Origin of the sequence: Arthrobacter sp. ZGTC131 (genome assembly GCF_002929275.1) — a bacterium.
Taxonomy (GTDB): Bacteria; Actinomycetota; Actinomycetes; order Actinomycetales; family Micrococcaceae; genus Arthrobacter.
In genome coordinates this window covers 347258-366515 of sequence record NZ_PJIK01000002.1, presented here as the reverse complement: position 1 = coordinate 366515, position 19258 = coordinate 347258, and the positions used below count along the sequence as shown (strand labels likewise).

Here is a 19258-nt window from a genome sequence, read left to right as displayed (position 1 = left end):
GGAACCCCGCCCGCTAGGGACCCTGACCTACTCCCCGGCCCCGACCCACTCCACGGTGCCGTCACTGAAGAACTGTTCCTTCCAGATGGGAACCTGTGCCTTGATGCGATCCACGAGTTCTGAACACACGGCGAAGGCCTGGCCGCGGTGTGCCGCGGACACAGCGCAGACCAGGGCAGGTTCGCCGATTTCCAAGGGACCCACCCGGTGCGCGGCCCAGATCCGGACCGGCGGCGTGGCCGCGCCGGAACCCTCGTGCTCCGCCACCAGCTGCGCCACGACGTCCGCCATCACCTGATGTGCCGTGGGGTGCGCGCTGTAGCTGAGCCGGTCAACCGGCTTGCCGCCGTCGTGGTTCCGCACCACGCCGCTGAAGCTGACCACCGCACCGGCGGTGTCCGACTCCACGGCCGCGATGGCGCAGTCCACGGAGATGGGCTCCGCGCTCAGCACCGCATGCACAACTTCGAATGACGGCCCCGGAGTTGATGTTCCCGGGGATGTTCCCGTCAGTGATGGTTCAGTGCCCATGTCCGCCCTCCAACTGGTCGCACAGGTGCCCGATCACCGGATCCAGCACGGACAGTCCGTCCATGACGCCCTTCGGTGATCCCGGCAGATTAACGATGAATGTCCGTCCGGCCGCGCCGGCATGCCCCCTGCTGAGCATGGCATGCGGCGTTTTGGCGATTCCGGCCTGCCGGATGCCCTCCATGATGCCGGGGATTTCGCGATCCAGCAGCGGAAGCGTCATTTCCGGCGTCCGGTCATCGGGGCTCAGCCCGGTGCCGCCGCTGGTGATGACGACGGCGGGCTGCTGGGTCAGGAGCGCGCGGATCGCGGCTCCCACCGGCTCGCCGTCGGGCACCACCATCGCGGGAAACGGCTCGAAACCGTGTTCGGTGAGCCAGTCGATGATGACCGGGCCGGTTTCGTCGCGGTAAAGGCCGGCGGCGGCGCGCGTCGAGGCAATGACGACGCCGGCCTTCCGGCCCTGCACCTCCCCGTGGACGTGGGGCTTTGAATTAGCCGAGGCGTTGCTCACAGTGTCCAGTCCCCGCTCTTGCCGCCGCTTTTGGCGAGCACTTTGATGTCCGTCAGGACGGCATGCTTGTCCACGGCCTTGATCATGTCGTAGACGCTCAGCGCCGCGACGGACGCTGCGGTCAGGGCCTCCATTTCGACGCCGGTGACTCCCCTCGTCTTCACGGTGGCCAGGATGTCCACGGCCTCCGCACCCAGCGCGAAGTCGACCGTAACCTTCGAAATGGGCAGTGGGTGGCACAGCGGGATGAGTTCCGGGGTTTTCTTGGCCGCCATGATTCCGGCGACCCTGGCGACGGCCAGCGCATCGCCCTTGGGCAGGCCGCCGGAGCCCAGCAGTGCCAGGACCTCGGGGGTGCTTCGGACCGTTGCGGTGGCCGTGGCTTCGCGGGTGGTCTCCGGCTTTCCCGAGACGTCCACCATCTGGGCCGTACCGTCGCGGCGGAGGTGCGTCAGCTCGGCATTGTCATTTTCTGCAGTCACAACATCCATACTTCCACTTCGGCGCCCTTGGCGAGTGCAGAGACTCCGACAGGTACGTGGACCAGGGCGTTTGATTGCGCGAGCGCCCGGACCAGGTGGGAGCTTTCGCCGCCCTCCAGCCGAACGGTGCCGTCCGGCAGCAGCGTCCCTCGCCGTATCTGGTGCTTGCCCGCCGGGGACGTCAGCGGCTGTGCGAGCCGGGCGCGGATCACCGGCCTCGGGGGCGGGGACCCGAACAGTTCGCTGAGGACGGGACGAAGGAACATCTCGAAGGAGACGAGGCAACTGACCGGGTTCCCCGGGAACCCCAGGAGGGGTACGCCGTCGAACGTTCCGAGTCCCTGCGGACCGCCGGGCTGCATGGCCACGTGCTGAAACGCCACGTCCTGGCCGTCCATGGCCTGCCGCACCACCTCGTAGGCGCCCTTGCTGACTCCTCCGGTAGTGACGATGAAGTCCACGGCGGCCGTGTGGCTGCGCAGGAGGCTTCGGAGCTCCACAGGGTTGTCGGTGGAGATGCCTGCCCGGACCACGGCTAGGCCGGCCTGCCGCAGCGCCGTTTCCAGCAGCGTGCCGTTGGCATCGTAGATCTTGCCATCCTCCAGCGGTTCGCCGGGTTCCACCACCTCATCGCCCGTGGTCACGAGGAGAACCGTCAGCGGACGGTGGACCAGGACGTCCGCGAGCCCCAGCGCGGCGAGCAGCCCCAGCTGCCCGGGCCCCAGGAAAGTGCCCGCGCCGAGGGCGCGCTCGCCCGCCTCGATGTCGCTGCCGGCATCACGGATGAACGTTCCGGCAGCCGCCGGCGGCAACCACACTGTGGACTCTTCGCCGGGGGCGGGGAACGCGGCCGGAACGGCCCGCTCGATGGGTACGACGGCGTCAGCCCCGGCGGGGACCATGGCCCCCGTCATAATCGGTGCTGCCGTGTCCGGTTGCAGGGCTGCAGGACTGGCGCCGGCCGGAACGGGGGCAACCACGCGCAGCTGCCTGCCGCCGTCGGGCACGTCCGCCGAGCGGATCGCGAAGCCGTCCATCTGGGAGTTGGCAAAGGGAGGCAGGCTCAGCGGTGCCGTGACGGTCTCGGCCAGGCCGCGGCCCATGGCCTGGACGAGGGGAAGCCGCTGGCCGCGTCCGGCTGCGAGCGGTACCAGGAGTTCCCTGACGGCCTGCCGGTGTTCCGCCACGCTGCGGTGCGTGTGCGTGTGCGTCCCCGTGTCTGCGTGCGTATGCGGGGCGGAAGTGTCGGCGCTGGTGGCAGTGACGTGCGGCTGCGGGTGGCTGTGCATGGTCCTGCCTTCGGTGCGGCGGCTACAGGTTTACGTCAACTCTAATGGTGTGGAAGCCGGTGGCGCCGTCCGGGGCAACGGACCGGCGCTCCTCGGTCTGGGCGGCACCGCGAAGATCGGTGGCGCGCACCTGGACTTCGTGCTGTCCCGGCTGCAGGTCGATGCCGAGCCGCCACTGGTACCAGGTGTCCACCGAGATTCCGGGAGCAAGGTCGGCCTGCTGCCAGCTCCCCCGGTCGACCCGCAGCTCCACCTTCCCGATTCCGGTGTGCTGCGCCCACGCCACGCCGCCGAACTCCACGCGGCCCGGGGGCGCGGACCTGCCGTTCCGGGGGACATCGATGCGCGAGGAGATCTTGATGGGTCCGCGCGCGGACCAGCCGCGCGGCGTCCAGTAGGCGACGTCGTCCGCGAACCGGGTGACTTTGAGTTCAGTGAGCCATTTCGTGGCCGACACGAACCCGTAGAGTCCGGGGACGACCATGCGGACCGGAAACCCGTGCTCCAGCGGGAGCGGCTCGCCGTTCATGCCCACGGCGAGCAAGGCGTCCCGGCTGTCCGTGAGAACGTCCAGCGGGGTCCCCGCCGTCCAGCCGTCCGAGCTCCTGGACAGCACCATGTCCGCGCCCGGCTTCGGCCCCGCCATGGCCAGCAGCTCCCGGACGGGCCAGCCGAGCCAGAGCGCATTGCCGATCAGGTCGCCGCCCACCTCGTTGGACACGCAGGCGATGGTCACATGGCGTTCCCTCATCGGTTTGGCCAGCAGCGCGGCGAAATCAAGTTCGACCTCACGCTCCACCAAGCCGGTGACTTTAAGCCGCCACTCGCGCGGATCGATGACCGGGACGGACAGCGCGGTGTCGATGCGGTAAAACTCGGGGTTCGGCGTCACGAGCGGCTCCATCCCGGCGAGCCCGATGTCGGCGCCGGGCGGAATGGCAGCCGCCGGGAGCGTCGGCGTTGGCAGCCGCAGGGTCCTGCGGAGTTCGTTGACACCGGCGGCCCCGCCCCGCCAGGCAGTGGCAAGGGCGCCTCCTCCGAGGACAGCAGCGGCGGTGCCGCCCAGCAGCTGGAAGAATCCGCGCCGCGCAGGCTGGTCAGCTGCCTCGCTCTGTACGCCCGCTTGCCGGCCTACGAGCTGCCAGGCGGCCAGCCGCCCGATCAGCCTCCGGAGCACCAGCACGGCGATGCCGGCCGCAAGAACAGGAAGCACGACGGCGCTGACAGTCACCTGGGCGCGCGTCAGGACCGCGGCCAGTCCCACCATGCCGAAGACGGCGAAGATCGCGGCGCCCGCGAACCGTCGGCGCAGTTCAACCACCCCTGACACCGCGGCGAGGGCAGAGATCACCAGCGCCATGCCCGCCAGCAGCGCGAGCTTGTCCGCGGTGCCGAACAGCGAAACGGCCCAGTCCTTGACGCCCGGCGGAACGGCATCGATGACGGCACCACCCAACGCGGTCACGGTGGACAGGGAGGGGCTGACGAATCCGGCGATGAGCTCGCTCGCCACGAGCCCCGTGCCGGCCGCCACGACACCCGCGGCCGCAGCCCACAGGCGCGGCATCCGTCGGCCTGTTTCCTGGACCTTGCCTGTTTCAGGGACTTCCCGTGCTTCATGAACTTCGTCTGATACGGGGGCTGCCCCTGCTTCGTCCGGTCCCCCGCGTACGGCGCCGGCCGGCCGCGTTTTTGCGTCGGGGTGGTCCTGCTGTCCGGCTGCTGCCCCGGGTCCGGCTGGCTGGGACTCGTTCACACTTCAAGCATAGTTTCGATGGTGTGCGCTGACACCCGCGCCGGGCCGCAAGGAGCGTTCAGCCCCGCCTGCTGCTGCCCGGGCGCGAAGTCACAGGCGTGATGGATGGCCCCGGCGTGGCGTAGCCTGAATTCATGAGTGTTCAGCTTGGCATCCCGCAGCCCCGCGAAGGAAGCCTTCCGGTTCCCGGCGCGCAGCCCCTTCCTGCTGCCCGCCCGGCCGATGCTCCCGAGGGCCTCGCGGACCGTTACGGACGCCGCGCCACCGACATGCGGCTTTCCCTCACGGACAAGTGCAACCTCCGGTGCACCTACTGCATGCCGGCGGAGGGGCTGGAATGGCTGGCCAAGCAGGCCGTCATGTCCGCCGCTGAAATCATCCGGATCGTAGGGATCGGCGTGGACCTGCTGGGTGTGCGCGAGCTTCGCCTCACCGGCGGTGAGCCGCTGGTCCGGGCGGACCTCATCGACATCATTGCAGCCCTCCGGAAGGCCCACCCCGGGCTCCCGATCTCCATGACCACCAACGGCGTGGGCCTGGACAAAAAGGCTGCCGCGCTTAAGGCTGCAGGGCTGACGCGCATCAATGTCTCCCTCGATTCCCTGCACGAGGAAACCTTCACCAAGCTGACGCGGCGCCCGTTCCTGGACCGCGTCCTGGCGGGCGTGGATGCGGCCTGGGCCGCAGGCCTGGGCCCGGTCAAGATCAATGCGGTCCTCATGCGGGGCATCAATGACGCCGAGTCGCCGTCGCTCCTGGCCTGGGCGCTGGCGCGAGGCTACGAACTCCGGTTCATTGAGCAGATGCCGCTCGACGCCGACCACGGTTGGACGCGCCGGAACATGATCACGGCGTCCGAAATCCGGGAGCTGCTCTCGGCCGAGTATGTCCTCAGCCCGGATCCGCGCGAACGCGACGGTGCCCCCGCCGAACGTTTTGAAGTACGACGCCGGGCGGCCGGTTCGGCTGAAGCAGCCGGCCCCGCGCTGGGAACCGTCGGCATCATCGCCTCGGTCACCGAACCGTTCTGCTCGGACTGCCGCCGGACCCGGATCACGGCGGAGGGCAAGATCATGAGCTGCCTGTTCTCCCGCGAGGAGTTTGACCTGCTCGGGCTGCTCCGGGAGGGCGCCAGCGACCAGCAGTTGGCCGGGCGCTGGCAGGACGCCATGTGGATCAAACCCAAAGCCCACGGGATGGACCACGTGGGACTCGATGCCCCGGACTTCGTCCAGCCGGACCGCAGCATGAGCGCCATCGGAGGCTGACCAGTTGAACGTAAGGTACTTCGCTGCCGCGCGCGCGGCAGCAGGCGTCGACGAGGAACGCTTCGAGCTTCCGCCCGGCGCTACGGTTGAAGCGCTGCTGGCCGCCGTGCTCGACGTCGAACGTCCGCTGCCGCCGGCCGGCACTCCTCCGCTGGAGCGGATCCTGGCCCGGAGCAGCTTCCTGCTGAACGAAGTGGCCGTCCGGGACCGGACGGTTGTCCTGTCCGACGACGACGTGGTGGACGTTCTGCCGCCGTTCGCCGGCGGATAATCTCCTCAGCTCATCACCCCAAATACGTAGCGGCTCCCGCCGTTCTCAGCGCCCGGAAACACGCGGGCTGCTACCCATGGGGGGTCAGGCTGTGTCGCTGCCCCACACCGCCGGGCGGCTTAGGCGCGGTGGCAGATGGACGTCATGAACGGGTTGAAGTCCTGGGCGTCGCCCAGCCGGAGTTCCGCGGTGTGGATCAGGGACCCGTGGTCAACCCGGAAAGTATGCCTGGCCGTTCCGCGGTCGCTGTGCCGCTCCACCGTGAGCGTGGCATCATGCCAGACGCCGCGCGAAGGCGCCGCCGGGGGTCGGCCCATGCTGTCCACGTAGTACCAGAGTGTTTCTTCGTGGTCAGGGTCCACGGTGAAGACGCCGTGGCCCTCGAACTGGGTGCCGTCTGCCTCGACGTGCCGGTAGGTCTGGACCACGGCGAAGCCTCCCGCGGCCCGGGTAAACGTCACCTCTGCGGTGGCGGTCCGGGCGGGCCCCCAGTGGGAAGCGGCCAGCTCGGTGGTTCCCAGCCAGTGCCCGACGAAAATCTCGAGCGCCTCATGTGCTGACCCCGGATGCGGACGGTCCATTCTTCCTCCCGAGTGGGGTTGGCTCCATCATCGCCCGCCCTGCGGGGACTGTCCAGAGACATGCCGGCCGGCGCAGCGCCGGCTGACCACCGGCCCCGGCGTGAGAGGCCAAGGGTCAGGCCCCGGCGTCAGAGGCCGAAGGTTTCGCTCTCCTCGAAGGGTCCGACCACCGTCACCGTGCGGGGCGCGGCGGCAAGCTCGCGGGCCAGTTCCTGGACCTGCCCTGCGGTCACGGCCTTGATGAGCCGGAGCGTTTCATCGATGTCCTGGTACTCGCCTGACACCAGTTCCGCGCGGCCAAGCCGGGACATGCGGGACCCCGTGTCCTCCAACGCCAGCACGATTCCGCCACACAGCTGGCCGACCGCTTTGCGGAGTTCGTCATCGGAAATGCCGCCGTCTGCGAGCTTGTCCAGTTCCGCCCCGAGGAGTTCCACCACTTGGCGGACCTTGGTGGGCGTGCAGCCGGCGTACATCCCGAAATAGCCGGCGTCGGCGTACGAGGATGCGAAGGAATAGGTGGAGTAGACCAGCCCGCGCTTTTCGCGGATCTCCTGGAACAGCCGGGAGGACATCCCGCCGCCCAGCACGGCGTTTAGCACGCTCATGACGTAGCGGCGGTCGTCCGTGGCCACGATCGTGGGGCAGCCCATGATGATGTTCGCCTGCTCCACGGGGCGCTTGACCACGTGGAGGCCCGCCGTCCCGGTGATGTCGGCGCGTACCGTGGACCGGCGGTCCACCGGTGCCGCGCCGGGCTCAAGCGGCCAGCCCGCAGCGTGGAGGGCATCCACCACGAGGCGGCAGACGACGTCGTGCTCCAGGCCGCCGGCGGCGGTGATCACGAGCTCATCGGGACGGTAGTACCGCCGGTAGTGGTCCCACACTGAATCGCGGGCCACGGCCCGGATGGCGTCCGGCGTGCCGCCGATGGGCCGGCCGAGGGGGTGCGTACCGAGCACCGCGGCGACGAAATTTTCGTGTGCGACGTCGGTGGGGTCGTCGCTGTCCATGGCGATTTCTTCCAGGATGACGTCGCGTTCCTGCTCCATTTCAGCGGGATCGAGCACGGCGCCGGTGATCATGTCCGCGATCACGTCAATGGCCATGGGCAGGTCGGTGTCCAGGACGCGGGCGAAGTAGCAGGTGCTCTCCTTGGCCGTGGCGGCATTCGATTCCCCGCCGACCTCGTCAAATGCCGACGCGATCTCGAGTGCGGTGCGCCGTTTGGTGCCCTTGAAGAGCAGGTGCTCCAGGAAATGCGTGGAACCGTGCTGGCCCGGGGCCTCATCGCGGGAGCCTACGCCCACCCAGAAACCGATGGTCGCGGACCGCTGGCCCGGCATCGCCTCGGTCAGCACCCGTACCCCGCCCGGGAGAACGGAGCGGCGCACTTCGGAACCGCCGTCGGCTCCGTGGATCAGGGTGTCGCCGGTGAGGTTCTGCGCCAGGGGCAGGGGTACGACAGTCATCAAGGCCTTTCAGGAAGCGGAGCCAAATCTGCCTGCAATCGTACCAGCGCAGGCCCCGCGGTCGGCGTCTCCCCGGGAGCCCGGGTTAACGGCGGCGGGACCGGTGGATCACCACCGGCCCCGCCGTCTTCAGCTCAGCAACGACTGTATGCCGCCGCCCGAACCGTGGAACTACTCGGCGGCGTCAGAGCCCTCCGCGTTTGCCGAGGCGTGAACGCGCTCGGCTTCGCCGGCGCCTTCTTCTTCGGCCACCACGGGAGACAGGGACAGCTTTCCGCGGTCATCGATCTTGGTGATTTCAACCTGGATCTTCTGGCCCACGGAGACGACGTCTTCGACGTTGTCAACGCGCTTGCCGCCGGCGATCTTGCGCAGCTCGGAGATGTGCAGCAGGCCGTCCTTGCCCGGGGTGAGGGAAATGAAGGCGCCGAAGGTGGTGGTCTTGACGACCGTGCCCAGGTAGCGCTCTCCGATTTCCGGAACCTGCGGGTTGGCGATGGCGTTGATCGCGGAGCGTGCGGCGTCGGCGGACGGGCCGTTGGTGGCGCCGATGTAAACGGTGCCGTCGTCCTCGATGGAGATGTCCGCGCCTGTGTCTTCCTGGATCTGGTTGATCATCTTGCCCTTGGGGCCGATGACCTCGCCGATCTTGTCCACGGGGATCTTGACCGCGATGACGCGCGGTGCGAACTCGGAGAGCTCGTCCGGGGTGTCGATCGCGGCGTTGATGACCTCGAGGATGTGCAGGCGTGCTTCGCGGGCCTGCTTCAGCGCTGCTGCCAGCACGGAGGCGGGGATGCCGTCGAGCTTGGTGTCCAGCTGGATGGCCGTGACGAACTCGGACGTACCGGCCACCTTGAAGTCCATGTCGCCGAAGGCGTCTTCCGCGCCAAGGATGTCGGTCAGGGCCGCGTAGCGGGTCTGGCCGTCAACCTGGTCGGAGACCAGGCCCATGGCGATGCCGGCAACGGCAGCCTTCAGCGGCACACCGGCGTTGAGCATGGACAGCGTGGAGGCGCAGACCGAGCCCATCGACGTCGAACCGTTGGAGCTGAGGGCCTCGGACACCTGGCGGATGGCGTACGGGAACTCCTCGCGGGACGGGAGCACCGGCACGAGCGCGCGCTCAGCCAGGGCACCGTGGCCGATTTCGCGGCGCTTCGGCGAACCGACGCGGCCGGTCTCACCGGTGGAGTACGGCGGGAAGTTGTAGTTGTGCATGTAGCGCTTGCGCGTTACCGGCGACAGCGAGTCAATCTGCTGTTCCATCTTGAGCATGTTCAGCGTGGTGACACCCATGATCTGGGTTTCGCCGCGCTCGAAGATTGCAGAGCCGTGCACGCGGGGCAGAACCTCGACCTCGGCGGTGAGCTGGCGGATGTCCGTCAGGCCGCGGCCGTCGATGCGGATCTGGTCCTTCAGGATGCGCTGGCGCACCACGTGCTTGGTGACAGAGCGGAAAGCTGCGGACAGCTCCTTCTCGCGGCCTTCGAACTGGCCGGACAGCGAAGCAACAACTTCTTCCTTCAGCTCGTCGGCGGCGTTGTCGCGGTCCTGCTTGTCAGCGATCTGGAACACGGCGGTCAGCTTCTCGGCTGCAGCGGCCTCGACGGCGGAGTACACGTCATCCTGGTAGTCCAGGAAGACCGGGAACTCAACGGTGGGCTTGGCTGCGCGGGATGCCAGGTCCTGCTGGGCGTCGCAGAGGGCCTTGATGAACGGCTTTGCAGCCTCGAGGCCTTCGGATACAACCTCTTCGGTGGGAGCGGTGGCGCCCTGTTCCTTGATGAGGTTCCAGGAGTTGTCCGTGGCTTCGGCCTCGACCATCATGATCGCGACGTCGTCACCGGCTACGCGGCCGGCAACCACCATGTTGAAGACGGAGTTCTCCAGCTGGGAGTGCTTCGGGAAGGCAACCCACTGGGAACCCTGCTCGTCCGCCACGAGGGCAACGCGGACGCCGCCTATCGGGCCGGAGAACGGAAGTCCGGACAGCTGGGTGGACATCGAGGAGGCGTTGATGGCCACGACGTCGTAGAGCTCATCCGGGTTGATGGCCAGGACCGTGACGACGATCTGGACCTCGTTGCGCAGGCCCTTGACGAAGGCCGGACGCAGCGGACGGTCCATGAGGCGGCAAGCCAGGATGGCCTCGGTGGACGGGCGGCCTTCGCGGCGGAAGAACGAGCCCGGGATGCGGCCCGCGGCGTACATGCGCTCTTCGACGTCGACCGTCAGCGGGAAGAAGTCGAAGCCTTCGCGCGGGTGCTTGCCGGCCGTGGTGGCGGACAGAAGCGCGGTGTCTTCGTCGATGTACACCATGGCTGCGCCGGCTGCCTGCTTGGCGAGGCGGCCGGTTTCGAAGCGGATTACACGCTTGCCAAAGCGGCCATTGTCAATGACTGCTTCTGAGAACTGGATTTCGGGACCCTCCAAGAGAGTCACCTCCGTTTCTTGTTTAACGGAAGTCCAGCCGCATCAACCCAGTCCAGCATCTGTCTACTGGCCTGCACTGCACCCGGTCATCGATCGAGACCCACGGGCCGGGCTTCAGTCAACGAAGCTTCCCGGGGATCACTACCGAGGACCGCGAATGCGTGATGCGGTTGATCCTCCTGTTTAGTTTTTCTACTGAAGAAGGCGGCCCGTTCCATTCGAGGAAAGGGCCGCCCCCTGGTTCAGACTAGCGGCGCAGGCCGAGACGCTCGATGAGCGCACGGTAGCGGGCGATGTCCGTGTTCTTGAGGTAGGTGAGCATGCGCTTGCGACGACCAACCATGGCCAGCAGACCGCGCTGGGTGTGGAAGTCGTGCTTGTGCTCCTTCATGTGCTCAGTGAGATCCTTGATCCGCTGAGTCAGGACCGCAACCTGGACCTCCGGCGAACCGGTGTCGCCCTCGGATGTTGCGTATTCCTTGATGATGGACTGCTTTACAGCGGCGTCAAGTGCCACAATAACTCCTAGAGATGTGCCGTGAGGCCCGAGTCAGTACTTCACTGCCGGGTGTGCCCGGCGGATCGCCCCCTCTAACGAGGAAGTCCCGCACAAAGCAAGAACCAGCCACCACGGACTGCAGCCGGATCCACCGCTTAGTTTACCGGCCTTGTTGCAATCTTGTCGAAACGCGGCGGCGATGCTCGGCTGGGCACCGTCAGTCGGCCGGAAGCAGGGCCCGGATGGCGTCCATTCCGCGGTGCAGCTCCGCGAAGCCGGTGCTCAGCGGGGAGAGTCCGATCCTGATGCCCTGCGGTGCGCGGAAATCCGGGATGACGTCCTGTTCCCAGAGCGCCGCCGTCACCTCGCGGAAGGCCGGATGGTCGATGGTGATGTGGCTGCCGCGCAGTTCCGGATCCCGGGGCGTCGCAAGCTTCACCCCGGCCGGTGCCAGCCACGCGTCGTACAGTTCCAGCGCATAGGCCGTGAGCAGGCGCGATTTCTCCCGGATGGCGGCCATGCCGGTTTCCTCGATCAGGTCCAGGGTGCCCCGCATGGCGATCATTCCGAAGATGGCGGGCGTGCCGCTGAGGAAACCGCGGATGCCCGGGGCCGCCTCGTAGCCGGGCCCCATTTCGAAGGCGTCCTTCCTGCCCATCCATCCCCAGATGGGCTGCGACAGCCCGCCAAGGTGCCGGGCGTTGACGTAGGCGAAGGCCGGCGAGCCGGGGCCGCCGTTCAGGTATTTGTAGGTGCAGCCGGCGGCGAAATCGACGCCGCAGGCGTCCAGTTCCAGCTCCACTGACCCCGCGGAATGGCACAGATCCCACACAACCAGCCCGCCGGCGTCGTGCACGGCCGCCGTTATTCCGGGCAGGTCGGCCAGGAACCCCGAGCGGTATGCCACATGACTGAGAAGCACGACGGCGGTGGCCGGCCCCACTGCCTCTCTCACCTGGTCAAGGGTCACCCCGGAGGCGGGATCAGCCTCGATCCAGCGCAGCGTCAGGCCCTCTTCGCGGGCGATGCCCTCGACGAGGTAGCGGTCGGTGGGGAAATTGTCCGTATCCAGGACGATTTCTGTCCTCGCGGGATCCTTTACGGCAGCCAGTGCCGCGCGGATCAGCTTGTACAGGACCACCGTGGTGGAATCGGCGATGGTGGTCTGGCCCTGCGCTGCTCCGAGGACCGCACGGCCGAGCTGGTCGCCGATGGCCTGGGGCAGGTCCAGCCATTCTTCGTCCCAGCCGCGGATCAGGCGCCCGCCCCAGCCCTCCGTGATGAACGTGCTGATGTCCGCGGGGGTGCGCTTGAGCGGGCGGCCCAGGGAGTTGCCGTCCAGGTAGGACAGGTCGGTTTCCGTGCCGATGAAGAGGCCTCGGTAAGGAGCCAGCGGGTCTGCGGCGTCGAGTTCGGCGGCGCGCTGCCGGAGCCGGTCTGTGGTGTCTGCCGTCTGCGGGTTGGTCGCCTGGGGATGAGGGGCGCTCACTGGCCGATCTCCGTCCGGACGGCGAACAGTTCCGGGAAGAACGTCAGTTCGAGGGCCTTCTGCAGGAAGGCTGCACCGCTGGAGCCGCCGGTGCCCGACTTCATGCCGATGGTGCGCTGCACGGTGCGCAGGTGCCGGAAGCGCCACAGCTGGAAGTTGTCCTCCAGGTCCACGAGTTCCTCGCATGCCTCATAGGCGCCCCAGTTGGCGGAGGCGTTTTCGTAAATGTGCTTGAACAGCGGCACGAGCTCGGGCGCGAACTCATGGGCCTTGGTCACATCCCGGTTGAGCACGGATTCGGGAACGTCGAAGCCCTGACGCTTGAGGTACGCCAGGAATTCGTCGTAGATGCTCGGTGCTTCGAGGACTTCCTGCAGCAGTGCGTGGGCCTCGGGATCCGATTCGAATACGGGAAGCATCTTCTTGTTCTTGTTGCCCAGCACGAACTCCACGGCCCGGTACTGGCTGGACTGGAACCCCGAGGAGTTGCCGAGGAAGCCGCGGAATTCCGAGTACTCCGTGGGCGTCAGGGTGGCGAGCACCGACCACTGTTCGGTCAGCGTCTTCTGAATGTGCTTGACCCGCGCGATGCCTTTGAGCGCCGTGCCGAGGTCATCCGACCGCAGCCGTTCCGCGGCCATACGGAGCTCATGCAGCACCAGCTTGAGCCAAAGCTCCGTGGTCTGGTGCTGGATGATGAATAGCAGTTCGTCATGATGTTCCGGCTCGCTGACCGGCTGCTGGGCGCTGAGCAGCGTGGGCAGCTGGAGATAGGACGCGTAGCTCATCCGGGAGCTGAAATCGCGGACGATCCCCTTGTCCAGTTTTCGGGTGTTCTTCTCCACGGTCACAGAGTTGCCTTCCTTGCCAAGAACTGTGTGGGGCGGACGGTTCAGCGCTTGAAGAGGATGCCGTGCGTTTGCACCACATCCTCGCGCATCTGCTCCACGAGGGCTTCAGGCCCACGGTATGCCACCATGCCGCGGAGCCTGGCAACAAATTCGATGACTACTGTCTGGCCGTACAGATCGAAGTCTTCAATGGTCTCTTCCGGGCGGTCGATGACGTGTGCCTCCACCTGGCGGCTGACGCCGTCGAACGTCGGGTTTGACCCCACGGAGATGGCGGCCGGCCAGCGCGTGCCGGCCTGGTCCACGAGCCAGCCCGCGTAGATGCCGTCTGCGGGGATGAAGCCGCTCGCTTCATGCGCGAGGTTGGCGGTGGGGAATCCCAAAGCACGGCCCCGGGCGGCCCCGTGGACCACTTCCCCCCGCATCCGGTGCGGACGGCCCAGGACCGCGGCGGCCGTGGCGACGTCGCCGTCGTTCAGCGCTTCACGCACCCAGGTGGACGAGCAGCGGCGGTCCGTCCCGCCGTCGTCGTGCAGCGGGAAACCCTCGGAACCGAATTCGCTGATGACGAGAACCTCGAAGCCGAACTGCTCGCCGAGCTGCTTCATGGTGTTCAGGTCCCCGGAGTTGCCCCGGCCAAAACGGGCGTCGTGGCCGATGACCACGTGGCTGGCATGCAGGCTGTCGACCAGGACCGAGCCGACGAACTCCTCGGGGGTGAGGCTCGCAAGCTCGAGCGAGTACTTCATGACGAGCACGGCGTCCAGGCCAAGCTCGCCGAGGGCCTGGAGTTTGTCCTCCAGCCCCATGATCAGCTCGGGTGCGCTCTCGGGCCGGTGGACCTGCGCCGGATGGGGATCGAACGTCACGGCGACGGACCGGGCGCGGTTCATCCGTGCGGTCCGGATGAGCTGGGACAGCACCTGCTGGTGGCCGCGGTGGACGCCGTCGAAATTGCCGATAGTGACAACGGAAGGACCAAAGTCGTCGGGGACCTCGGTCGGATCGTTCCAGATGTGGACCATCAACCTCGCCTTTTACTGCCTGAACAGGAACACGTCCGGGTGCCCTTCCAGGCTCCGGAACTCTCTAAGATTACCCGCATTCGTCCGGCGCCACGGACCGCCGCGGAGCCGGTGCACGCGGTGATCTACCGTGGGCGGGAGTCCCGGACTACGATGCAGGGGCAGCTGTCCGGCGACGCGAGCCTGCGCCGCTCCCCCACAGATCCGCGCCCCCTGCGGACCAGAAGGAGTACGCCTTGACCGACATCCATGAACTCCTGGACCAGATCCCGGTTGACCAGATCGCAGCCCTCCTCGGCACCGACACGGCGTCCGCACAGGCAGCCGTGGAGACCGCGGTGCCCAGCCTCCTTGCCGGCCTGCAGAACAACGCCCAGGCCCCGGACGGCGCAGCGTCCCTCGAGTCCGCGCTGGCCCAGCACCAGGACGGCCTGACCGACGGCGGCGTGGACGCCACCCAGGTGGACACCGCCGACGGCGAGAAGATCGTGAGCCACGTCTTTGGCGGCCAGCAGGACCAGGTGGCGAGCCAACTGGCTGGCACGGCCAATTTGGGCGGCGCCGGCGGGGACCTGGTCCGCAGGCTTCTGCCGATTCTGGCCCCGATCATCATGTCCTATCTGGCCAGGAAGATCCTCGGCGGGCAGCAGGGTGGCGGGCCGGCGTCGCAGCTGCCCGGCGGAACGGGCGCCGGTGGAACAGGCGCCGGCGGCATCGATCTCGGCAGCATCCTGGGCGGCATCCTCGGTGGCGCCGCCGGTGCCGGTGCGGGCGCCGGAGGGCATGGCCAGGGAGGCATCGGGGACATTCTTGGCGGCATCCTGGGCGGCGGGCAGCCGCAGGGCGGGCAGTCGCGGGATGCGCTGGTTCCCGAACCTGTGAACGATTCCGCATCACAGCAGCCGGCAGAACCTCTCGGGCAACCCACACGGCAGCCCGGCGCGCCCGTCCCGGGCGAGCTAGTCGACGTCGACCTGCCCGGCGAAGAAGATCAGCCAGGCACGCGGCAGTGACTAGGCGGACCGCGGGGCCGGCCGCCGGCGGTAGAGCCAGATCAGGCCGAGCACGGGCAGGATAAGCGGGATGAAGGCGTAGCCGCGCCCGAACAGGGACCACACGGTTTCGTGCGGGAACTGGACGGCGTCGAAAACGCTGAGCGCGCCCACGACGAGCACGCCGATCAGTTCCACCAGCACGGCGATGACGGAGACCCTGAACCAGGTCCGCCCTGCCTTCGCCAGCGATACCGTCGCCACGACATACACGAGGGCGGCGAAAGCCGACAGCACGTATGCCAGCGGCGCCTCGGAGAACTTGGTGAGAATCTGGTAGCCGGCGCGGGCCGTTGCCGAAATGGCGAACACGGCGTAGACGGCGATGAGGAGGCGGCCCGGCCCGGTGTTCCGGGTGTCGGCCGGCTTCTTGGCCGTGTGTTCGGAGGACGTAGCTGTCACGTTGCGTGCTTCTTCCACTTCAGTACCAGATCTGGTTCATGCGGGCGGCCATCACCAGGGCGGTCACTCCGACGGCGGCCAGGACAAAGTTGCTCCAGCGGGTCCGTTCCAGGATGGACCAGTAGACGGCGGCGAGGGGCAGCATGAGGGCGGTGACCAGATAGCCCCAGAATTCCCAGGCCTCCCCCGCGATGCGTTCCCCGGCGACCACCCGGACGATCGAACCGACGAGGTAAACCAGCAAGGCCAGTTCGACGGCGGCCACCGACAGGATGGTGACATCGTTGGGGGCCTTCTTCAGGATGCCGGCCACCATGCAGATGATGGTGGAAAGGAGTCCTACGCCCAGAATGATGTAAAAATATGCGTCCAAGGCTATCCGGCCTGCCCGACGGTACCTGGTCCGCCAGCGTCCGATCCGCCAGTGTCCGGTCCGCCGGCGTTTTGCCCACCGGTTCCCGGCGCGAACACGAGCACGGGCTTCGCGAAACTGCCGGCGTCCGCCAGCAGCGCCACGAGCGAACCGTCGGGCGCGAACGCGGCCGCCGGGCGCTCCGCTGTGGCTGCGCCCGCCGAGCCGGCCGGGGCGCCGGCGGCGATGCGGCGGCCGAAGGAGATCTCGGTGGTTTCCTCGGCGCTGAGCTCACGGTTGGGCATGAGGGCACGGGCGGCCTGGGACATTTCCAGGACCTCAAGCTCTTCGGCAAGCTGCTCGAGCGTGCGGGCCTGGTCCAGCGAGTACGGCCCCACATGGGTCCGGCGCAGCGCCGTCAGGTGCCCGCCGACCCCCAGGGAATCGCCCAGGTCCCGGGCCAGCGCACGGATGTAGGTACCAGAGGAGCACTCCACCGTCACCTCCACGTCCACCACGTTCCCGCCCTGTTCCCGCTGGATGCCATGGACGTCGAAGCGGTGGATGGTCACGGGCCTGGCCGCGAGCTTCACGTCCTCGCCGGAACGGACCCGGGCGTAGGCGCGTTCGCCGTTGACCTTGATGGCGCTGACGCTGCTGGGCACCTGCTGGATCTCGCCCGTCAGCGCGGTCACTCCCGTGCGGATGGCGTCGTCGGTCAGTTCCGCGGCGCTGGCGCTGCTGACGATGTCTCCCTCGGCGTCGTCCGTGACCGTGGATTCACCCAGCCGGATGGTCGCTGTGTAAGTCTTTGAGGTGCCGACGATGTAGGTGAGCAGCCTTGTTGCTTTGTTGATTCCGACGACGAGCACGCCGGTGGCCATGGGATCCAGCGTTCCGGCGTGGCCCACTTTCCGGGTACCGGCGATCCGCCGCATCCGGCCAACCACATCGTGGCTGGTCCATCCCTGCGGTTTGTCCACTATAACCAGTCCAGAAAGCACGCCTCCCAGTATATCGGGGCCAGCCGGGCGGCCGGTTCCGCGGCCTCCGGCCATCCTCCAGCCGAAGCAGCCACAGCCCCCGTTGCCAGAAGCCGCGACGGGACTAGGATGGCAGTCATGCCTGAGCTTGCAGCGCACATCGCCGAAGTCCCCGTCAACCAGATCCGCGAGATCACCGAGGCCGCCTGGCGAACTCCGGGCGCTGTGGTGTTGAGCATCGGGGAACCGGGCTTCCCCCTCCCGCGGCATGTCCTGGAGGCAGGCATGGCCTGCCTGGACCGCGACGAGACGAACTACACACCGAACGCCGGGATCCCCGCACTGCGCGAAGCCTTCGCGGCAAGGTTCCGTGAGCAGTCCGGCGCTGACATTGGAGCCGACCGCGTGTACGTCGTTGACGGCGCCCAGCAGGGCCTGCACCTTGCGATGAGCCTGCTGCTCGCTCCCGGCGACGAGATCCTGATCCCCAATCCCGGCTATCCCACGTTCGCCATGACCAGCCGGCTGCTTCACGCCGTGCCGGTGCGGTATCCCCTGTATCCGGCACAGGACTTTCAGCCCAGGATCGAGGACATCGAAGCGCTCATCACGGAGCGGACGCGGGTCCTCATGCTGAATTCGCCGTCCAACCCGCTCGGCGCCGTGCTGGGCGAGGACCTGACCCGCCGGCTCGTGGAACTGGCCCGGCGCCATGATCTGTGGATCATTTCAGACGAATGCTACGAGGCTTTCACTTACGACGTTCCGCACGTGAGTCCGGCCCGCTTCGACAGCGCCGTGCCGGGCGAAGCGCGGGTGTTCACGTCGCTGACGCTCTCGAAGACCTACGGCCTGACCGGGCTGCGGATCGGCGCCCTCGTCTGCCCGCCCGGACTCGAGCAGCGGATGAACAACGTCATGGAGGCGATCGTCTCCTGTGTGGCGTCGCCGTCCCAGTACGCGGCGATCGCGGCCCTGACCGGACCGCAGGACTACGTGGTGCATGCCCATTCGCACTACCGGGCCAACCGTGACGCGGCGTCTGCCCTCCTGGCGTCCAAGGGCATCCCGTTCCTCAGCGCGCAGGGGGCGTTCTATCTGTGGGCTGACGTCTCGCATGTGAGCGGCGGAAATGTCCGGGCTTGGGTGCGGCAGTTTCTCGCCGAGTCCGGCGTTTCGTTTGCCCCGGGAACGGCCTTCGGGTCCATTGGCGAGGGCTGGATCCGGATAGCGCTGTGCGCCGGCCAGGCCGATCTCGTGGAGGGAGTGGGCAGGCTCCCGGCCAGGGCGCCGGCGACCGCCGGCGTAGCGCCGGTCACCGGTACGGACGGCGAGACGGATCAGTAATCGGTGCGTTCCGCGTTGCTGCGCCAGGCTTCGAAGGGGGCGTCCGACGTCGGAACCGGAGTGTGGCTGACAGGTAGCAGTTCCGGCCTGGCGCCGCCGAAGTATTCGTAGAACACGGCGTCGTCGAACCCGGCAGCTGCCGCGCCGTGCCTGTCCGCCGCGTAGTAGACACGGCCGATGCGTGCCCACAGGGCCGCCGACAGGCAAAGCGGGCAGGGTTCACAGCTGGCATACAGGACCGCACCGCTCAGATCGAAATTGCCTGATTCGGCGGCCGCAGTCCGGATGGCCACCACCTCGGCGTGGGCGGTGGGGTCGTTATCCCGGGTGACCCGGTTGACTCCTTCGTGGACGGTGCCGTCAGCGGTGACCACAATGGCGCCGAACGGCCCTCCGCCGGCGGCCACATTCCGTTCGGCCAGGGCCACGGCCGCATTGAGGTACTCCACGACATCTGCAGCTGAAGGTTGCGCAAGCATGATCTGATCATAGCCAGCACCCGGATCATAGCCAGCACCCGGGTACTCTGCGGCCCGGTGCCACCCGGTTTGCTGCGCCCCATCGACAGCCGGGGCCGTAGGGGATTAAACTGCGCGCGTCGGGGGAACCCCGTATTGCGGGCCCAACCAACGGTCTCAATGCTCTGGATGATCACCGA

20 protein-coding genes are annotated in these 19258 nt (G+C 67.6%); 4 read left to right on the top strand and 16 right to left on the bottom strand.

Features of this window, described 5'->3' with window-relative positions:
- Nucleotides 1–27: 27 nt before the first annotated feature.
- The 5 genes from CXQ90_RS04710 to CXQ90_RS04690 are packed head-to-tail and all read right to left on the bottom strand — an operon-like array spanning nt 28 to nt 4383.
- Nucleotides 28–531 carry a molybdenum cofactor biosynthesis protein MoaE gene (locus CXQ90_RS04710; RefSeq protein ID WP_104137325.1) on the bottom strand — a complete coding sequence of 168 codons (504 nt, stop codon included), beginning with the start codon at nt 529–531 and terminating at the stop codon, nt 28–30.
- Complete coding sequence (locus CXQ90_RS04705; RefSeq protein ID WP_104137323.1) at nt 521–1045, bottom strand: MogA/MoaB family molybdenum cofactor biosynthesis protein; 525 nt, start codon at nt 1043–1045, stop codon at nt 521–523. The genes CXQ90_RS04710 and CXQ90_RS04705 overlap by 11 nt, the downstream gene beginning before the upstream one ends.
- Nucleotides 1042–1536, bottom strand: a complete 495-nt coding sequence (moaC, locus tag CXQ90_RS04700) for a cyclic pyranopterin monophosphate synthase MoaC (protein WP_104137322.1) — start codon at nt 1534–1536, stop codon at nt 1042–1044. Before moaC ends, CXQ90_RS04705 begins: the two co-directional genes overlap by 4 nt.
- The gene (gene glp / locus CXQ90_RS04695; RefSeq protein ID WP_104137320.1) at nt 1524–2816 is read right to left on the bottom strand and encodes a gephyrin-like molybdotransferase Glp; all 1293 of its coding nucleotides are present in this window, start codon (nt 2814–2816) and stop codon (nt 1524–1526) included. Before glp ends, moaC begins: the two co-directional genes overlap by 13 nt.
- A gap of 22 nt (nt 2817–2838) precedes the next feature.
- Nucleotides 2839–4383, bottom strand: a complete 1545-nt coding sequence (locus CXQ90_RS04690) for a molybdopterin-dependent oxidoreductase (protein ID WP_104137319.1) — start codon at nt 4381–4383, stop codon at nt 2839–2841.
- A 323-nt stretch (nt 4384–4706) separates the two neighbouring features.
- Between CXQ90_RS04690 and moaA the strand changes: the two genes are divergently transcribed.
- Both moaA and CXQ90_RS04680 read left to right on the top strand, forming a co-directional pair.
- On the top strand, nt 4707–5840 hold the full coding sequence (gene moaA / locus CXQ90_RS04685) for a GTP 3',8-cyclase MoaA (protein WP_181038423.1): 1134 nt from the start codon (nt 4707–4709) through the stop codon (nt 5838–5840).
- A gap of 4 nt (nt 5841–5844) precedes the next feature.
- Entirely contained in the window at nt 5845–6111 is a 267-nt protein-coding gene (locus tag CXQ90_RS04680; protein WP_104137317.1) for a MoaD/ThiS family protein, read from the top strand.
- 119 nt (nt 6112–6230) lie between these two features.
- Here CXQ90_RS04680 and CXQ90_RS04675 read toward each other — a convergent pair whose 3' ends face one another.
- The 7 genes from CXQ90_RS04675 to CXQ90_RS04645 all read right to left on the bottom strand — a co-directional run bounded on the left by CXQ90_RS04675 (nt 6231) and on the right by CXQ90_RS04645 (nt 14464).
- On the bottom strand, nt 6231–6692 hold the full coding sequence (locus tag CXQ90_RS04675; RefSeq protein WP_104137316.1) for a DUF1579 family protein: 462 nt from the start codon (nt 6690–6692) through the stop codon (nt 6231–6233).
- 128 nt (nt 6693–6820) lie between these two features.
- A complete protein-coding gene (locus CXQ90_RS04670; RefSeq protein ID WP_104137314.1) occupies nt 6821–8164 on the bottom strand; it encodes a pitrilysin family protein in 1344 nt (447 codons plus the stop codon).
- Nucleotides 8165–8335: 171 nt separating this feature from the next.
- On the bottom strand, nt 8336–10600 hold the full coding sequence (locus CXQ90_RS04665) for a polyribonucleotide nucleotidyltransferase (RefSeq protein ID WP_104137313.1): 2265 nt from the start codon (nt 10598–10600) through the stop codon (nt 8336–8338).
- A gap of 247 nt (nt 10601–10847) precedes the next feature.
- Entirely contained in the window at nt 10848–11117 is a 270-nt protein-coding gene (rpsO, locus tag CXQ90_RS04660) for a 30S ribosomal protein S15 (RefSeq protein WP_104137311.1), read from the bottom strand.
- Nucleotides 11118–11316: 199 nt separating this feature from the next.
- Nucleotides 11317–12588, bottom strand: coding sequence for a kynureninase (locus CXQ90_RS04655; protein ID WP_104137310.1), 1272 nt, complete (start codon nt 12586–12588; stop codon nt 11317–11319).
- A complete protein-coding gene (kynA, locus tag CXQ90_RS04650; RefSeq protein WP_104137309.1) occupies nt 12585–13439 on the bottom strand; it encodes a tryptophan 2,3-dioxygenase in 855 nt (284 codons plus the stop codon). Before kynA ends, CXQ90_RS04655 begins: the two co-directional genes overlap by 4 nt.
- A 41-nt stretch (nt 13440–13480) precedes the next feature.
- Complete coding sequence (locus CXQ90_RS04645) at nt 13481–14464, bottom strand: bifunctional riboflavin kinase/FAD synthetase (RefSeq protein WP_104137307.1); 984 nt, start codon at nt 14462–14464, stop codon at nt 13481–13483.
- A 236-nt stretch (nt 14465–14700) separates the two neighbouring features.
- Here CXQ90_RS04645 and CXQ90_RS04640 point away from each other — a divergent pair, with 236 nt between their 5' ends.
- Nucleotides 14701–15477, top strand: coding sequence for a DUF937 domain-containing protein (locus tag CXQ90_RS04640; protein WP_104137305.1), 777 nt, complete (start codon nt 14701–14703; stop codon nt 15475–15477).
- Here the strand turns inward: CXQ90_RS04640 and CXQ90_RS04635 are convergent, their stop codons facing one another.
- From CXQ90_RS04635 to truB, 3 genes are read right to left on the bottom strand one after another with little or no spacing between them, the layout of a single operon-like run.
- Nucleotides 15478–15936 carry a hypothetical protein gene (locus tag CXQ90_RS04635; protein ID WP_104137304.1) on the bottom strand — a complete coding sequence of 153 codons (459 nt, stop codon included), beginning with the start codon at nt 15934–15936 and terminating at the stop codon, nt 15478–15480.
- Between the two features lies 1 nt (nt 15937).
- Entirely contained in the window at nt 15938–16291 is a 354-nt protein-coding gene (locus CXQ90_RS04630; protein WP_104137302.1) for a hypothetical protein, read from the bottom strand.
- 2 nt (nt 16292–16293) lie between these two features.
- Nucleotides 16294–17274 carry a tRNA pseudouridine(55) synthase TruB gene (gene truB / locus CXQ90_RS04625; protein WP_181038422.1) on the bottom strand — a complete coding sequence of 327 codons (981 nt, stop codon included), beginning with the start codon at nt 17272–17274 and terminating at the stop codon, nt 16294–16296.
- A 117-nt stretch (nt 17275–17391) separates the two neighbouring features.
- Between truB and CXQ90_RS04620 the strand changes: the two genes are divergently transcribed.
- Complete coding sequence (locus tag CXQ90_RS04620; protein ID WP_181038421.1) at nt 17392–18600, top strand: pyridoxal phosphate-dependent aminotransferase; 1209 nt, start codon at nt 17392–17394, stop codon at nt 18598–18600.
- On the opposite strand, the gene CXQ90_RS04615 is transcribed toward CXQ90_RS04620, so the two are convergent.
- Nucleotides 18594–19079 carry a nucleoside deaminase gene (locus tag CXQ90_RS04615; protein ID WP_104137298.1) on the bottom strand — a complete coding sequence of 162 codons (486 nt, stop codon included), beginning with the start codon at nt 19077–19079 and terminating at the stop codon, nt 18594–18596. The genes CXQ90_RS04620 and CXQ90_RS04615 overlap by 7 nt on opposite strands.
- Nucleotides 19080–19258 lie beyond the last annotated feature (179 nt).

Coding starts and splice junctions, on each gene's coding strand:
- CXQ90_RS04710 (WP_104137325.1), bottom strand. CDS start 531: ATGGGCACTGAACCATCACTGACGGGAACATCCCCGGGAACATCAACT.
- moaC (WP_104137322.1), bottom strand. CDS start 1,536: ATGGATGTTGTGACTGCAGAAAATGACAATGCCGAGCTGACGCACCTC.
- glp (WP_104137320.1), bottom strand. CDS start 2,816: ATGCACAGCCACCCGCAGCCGCACGTCACTGCCACCAGCGCCGACACT.
- CXQ90_RS04690 (WP_104137319.1), bottom strand. CDS start 4,383: ATGCCGCGCCTGTGGGCTGCGGCCGCGGGTGTCGTGGCGGCCGGCACG.
- moaA (WP_181038423.1), top strand. CDS start 4,707: ATGAGTGTTCAGCTTGGCATCCCGCAGCCCCGCGAAGGAAGCCTTCCG.
- CXQ90_RS04675 (WP_104137316.1), bottom strand. CDS start 6,692: ATGGACCGTCCGCATCCGGGGTCAGCACATGAGGCGCTCGAGATTTTC.
- CXQ90_RS04670 (WP_104137314.1), bottom strand. CDS start 8,164: ATGACTGTCGTACCCCTGCCCCTGGCGCAGAACCTCACCGGCGACACC.
- CXQ90_RS04645 (WP_104137307.1), bottom strand. CDS start 14,464: ATGGTCCACATCTGGAACGATCCGACCGAGGTCCCCGACGACTTTGGT.
- CXQ90_RS04620 (WP_181038421.1), top strand. CDS start 17,392: ATGCCTGAGCTTGCAGCGCACATCGCCGAAGTCCCCGTCAACCAGATC.
- CXQ90_RS04615 (WP_104137298.1), bottom strand. CDS start 19,079: ATGCTTGCGCAACCTTCAGCTGCAGATGTCGTGGAGTACCTCAATGCG.